We start from the raw sequence: 3548 nt of genomic DNA on the forward strand, positions 1-3548 counted from the left end.
AAGATTAACTTATACTTAACATAGTTACTCATGGATTATTACTTAGCTTAAACGTGGTTGAATACATGATTAACAAAGCCCTAATAAGTTTGTATGTCTTACATTAACCGCCATAAGGGTTAAGGAAAGTAACGGTTTAACGTGGGCTATTGCATAAGGGGGTTTATATGAGCGCCTGTTAAGGCGTTGTATTGCCTTTAGCAATGGGGGTTATACATGGGTATGCCTACACATACGGCCTTATATACATGCCCTATCATATACCCTGCTATATACCCACATATACAGGCTATCTATATGATATATAATAATATAATAGTTATATGACCTGCCTTTATACAGTGGTATACACGGATATATACACACATAATAATACATACACATATACATACACACATATATTATTTAACATATTGTTATCATTGTGCCTATCTATTGTGCTATGTCATTGATAATCATACGCCTATACATTCCCTAGCGTGCCTGTCTATCTCTAAATAAGCCCCCTACCCCCACCCTATCCCCCTTTTTTCTTTCTCTCACCAACCGTACACCTCCCACCCAGCAAAATTTGAAATTGAAACTAAAAAATTTGAATGAGGGATAAATAGGATAGCACATAAGGTATTAATTCGGATGGGGTCGCACACATGAACAGGCACACATGAGGTCTCACCTATGAAGTCCCACACTATCAGTGGATTATGACAGGGCACACAAACAATTCCTTCTACAGTGTAAAATATTTGTCAACCTTTCTTTTCTACAGTGTATATACTTAAGTTCGTAATGCTTAGCATAACGGATTAATATAAGGAGTTCATAGATATGACTATTGAACAAGGTAGTGACTATTTGCTTAGTCCAGATGCCTTCGACGAGAATGGAAATCGTCGTCCCGGAAATTTTAAAGCAGCACTGGAAGACGACCCGATTGAAGATGGTCGTAATCTCCGGACTGGTAAATTCCTTCCGGGTAACAAGTGTTCGCCAGGTCGCCCAAAAGGTAGCCGCAACAAAATGACCCAGCAGTTCCTCGATAGAGTTGCTGGTCGTACTGAAGATGGCCTGTCCATGGAAGAGATTCTGATGGATATGGCTCAAGACCCACAATGTGCTCCAGACCTTCGATTCAAAGCAGCTAAGACAATTCTCGAATTGACCTTGCCGAAAGCAGCTTCGATTGAAGTTACTATGGAAGAGACTAAACTGACAAAAGATCAGATTGATGCTCGTCTGGGTGAACTGTTAGCCAAAGGTCTTGGTATCTCAGAATAAGGGAGCTTGCTCCTGGTCGATCCTACTAACGACCTGAAAATAAAAAGTAGGGCGCATTTTGAGTGGGCAACCACACCTATAAGAAGTTCGTCCCAAGTGAGATATTGATTCACTGGGCAACCCGGTGGCAGGTGAGATGGCGATAAGACCGGAAGCCTGCTCTGGCAAGAGGAGAGATTAATATGGCTGGCGGTTCTTTTATCGTTCGTCTTCGTGCCAAGCGTCCATACAAAGAGACTCAGGGTATCGAAAGTACAGTACTGAATTCTGGTTATGGTAATGCTAAACCAAGTACAAGTAAACCAAAGGGCGACAAAGTAGGTCGCTAACAAATTAAGGTCTGGTAGCTCAGCGGTAGAGCAATTGGCTGTTAACCAATCGGTCGGTGGTTCGATCCCACCCCAGTCCGCCACATACGGCACTTAGCTCAGCTTGGTAGAGCACATGCTTTGGGAGCATGGGGTCGGAGGTTCGAATCCTCCAGTGCCGACCAAACAATGCCTCGCTAGCTCAGCTGGCAGAGCAACTCACTAGTAATGAGTAGGTCGGGAGTTCGAATCTCTCGCGGGGCACCAATTCCATAGGAGGCAATCATGCCATTAGTTAAGGGTTCTAGCAAAAAAGCTATCTCTTCTAATATCAAGAAAGAGATGGCTGCTGGCAAACCTCAGAAACAGGCGATTGCCATCGCTATGTCTGTAGCTGGTAAATCCAAGTCAAAAGGTGGAAAACCTAAAGCATCTGAAGGTGCATTGAATAAGACTTGGTAATTTAGGAGAACATATGTTTATTCAGGAATTAGGAGTTGTAGCTAGCTCTGATAAACAAATAACTGGAGTGGCCATCACTAAGAATCAACGTATGTTCTTCTCCATGCCTACTTTTGTCCAAGAAGACAACTACAATGTAGGTGAGTGGGTAGATGGTGAAGTTAAACCATACAAAGCTGGAAACCTGAAATGTGTGACAGCAGTTCACACTGAAGGGGATGACCTTTATATCGTAGATGAAGATAAACTAGTTATCGTGGATACTACAACGGATAAAGTTACTAAAACCCTCAAACCAAATATGGTTGAAGGTAGCAAACTTAATGATATTCGTGTAGTAGGTCGCACGGCCCTTATCTCAGAGTATGGAAAAGGTTCTGTGATTGTCTTAGATTTGTCAACTGGTAGATCTAGACAAGCATTGCTTTCCAGTAAGAAATCAAAAGCACCTAAAACGAGTGCTACGATTTATGATAATAAAATCTCTGGTGAAATTCATGTAGATGGTATTGAACTTTCTCCAGATAAGAAAACGTTTTATTTCTGCTTCCCATTGGGAGGTGGTTTATGGTCTGTACCAGTCGATGACTTGCTTAACCCAACATTGACTGCCCCTCAGCTTGATTCTAAAGTCAAGAAAGTAAGAGACTTGCCTGCAATTGGTGGTATCTTAACTTTGCCAGATGGTTCATTCTTGATTTCCAATGCAGAGATGTGTTCTATTGATTTGATACGTAATGATTCTATTACACCCTATATTAAACCATCTCGTATCCTGATGTGGCCTGACGCCCTCACACTTGAAGGTGAGTATGTTTACTTTGCTTGTTCTCAGTTGGACTTATCCTCTCTGTTGAATCCCGGTGAAGAAGATAAAATGCATGCCCCATTCAATGTATTCAGAATTAAGAAACCATTTACATTCTAATCCAATAAGGTAATCTATGGCTCAGCTGTATTTCTACTACTCCGCAATGAACGCTGGTAAATCCACGTCCCTTCTACAATCCTCATTCAATTATAAAGAACGCGGCATGAAGACCGTGGTCTATACAGCAGAGTTAGATAACCGATATGGTGTTGGTAAAGTGACTTCAAGAGTGGGTCTTTCCGAAGATGCCACTCTTTTTAATAAGTCAACTAATCTCTACGAAGAAGTCAAATCAAATCCAGTAAACTGCGTCCTAATCGATGAAGCACAATTTTTAAGCAAGGAACAAGTTCACCAGTTAGCAAAGATTGCAGATGATTTAAACATACCTGTCTTATGCTACGGATTACGTACTGATTTCCAGGGAGAGTTATTCGAGGGCTCTAAGTATTTATTATCTTGGGCTGATAAACTCGTCGAACTTAAAACTATCTGCCACTGTGGAAGGAAAGCTTCTATGGTTCTCCGCGTAAACAATGGCAAACCTATTTATGATGGTGAGCAAATCCAGATTGGTGGGAATGATTCCTATGTATCTGTTTGCCGTAAACATTATTTTGAAGGAACAT

At 41.3% G+C, this 3548-nt stretch carries 5 protein-coding genes and 3 tRNA genes; all 8 read left to right on the plus strand.

Annotation, left to right across the window (positions count from 1 at the left end; all coding sequences use genetic code 11):
* Positions 1-828: 828 nt before the first annotated feature.
* Positions 829-1278: a hypothetical protein gene (locus tag N1032_RS22260; protein ID WP_259542424.1), complete on the plus strand. Its 450-nt coding sequence runs from the start codon at positions 829-831 to the stop codon at positions 1276-1278.
* 182 nt (positions 1279-1460) lie between these two features.
* Positions 1461-1607 (plus strand): hypothetical protein, encoded by a 147-nt coding sequence (locus N1032_RS22265; protein ID WP_259542425.1) that lies wholly within the window; start codon positions 1461-1463, stop codon positions 1605-1607.
* 8 nt (positions 1608-1615) lie between these two features.
* A tRNA-Asn gene (locus N1032_RS22270) sits at positions 1616-1690 on the plus strand.
* 4 nt (positions 1691-1694) lie between these two features.
* Positions 1695-1771 (plus strand) — tRNA-Pro (locus N1032_RS22275).
* A gap of 6 nt (positions 1772-1777) precedes the next feature.
* Positions 1778-1853 (plus strand) — tRNA-Thr (locus N1032_RS22280).
* Positions 1854-1871: 18 nt separating this feature from the next.
* Complete coding sequence (locus tag N1032_RS22285; RefSeq protein WP_259542431.1) at positions 1872-2048, plus strand: hypothetical protein; 177 nt, start codon at positions 1872-1874, stop codon at positions 2046-2048.
* A gap of 13 nt (positions 2049-2061) precedes the next feature.
* A complete protein-coding gene (locus tag N1032_RS22290) occupies positions 2062-2976 on the plus strand; it encodes a hypothetical protein (RefSeq protein ID WP_259542433.1) in 915 nt (304 codons plus the stop codon).
* 46 nt (positions 2977-3022) lie between these two features.
* The coding region (locus tag N1032_RS22295; RefSeq protein WP_259542436.1) for a thymidine kinase at positions 3023-3548 on the plus strand (526 nt) is incomplete at its 3' end.

Origin of the sequence: Herbiconiux daphne (assembly GCF_024979295.1) — a bacterium.
Classification (GTDB): domain Bacteria; phylum Actinomycetota; class Actinomycetes; order Actinomycetales; family Microbacteriaceae; genus Herbiconiux; species Herbiconiux daphnes.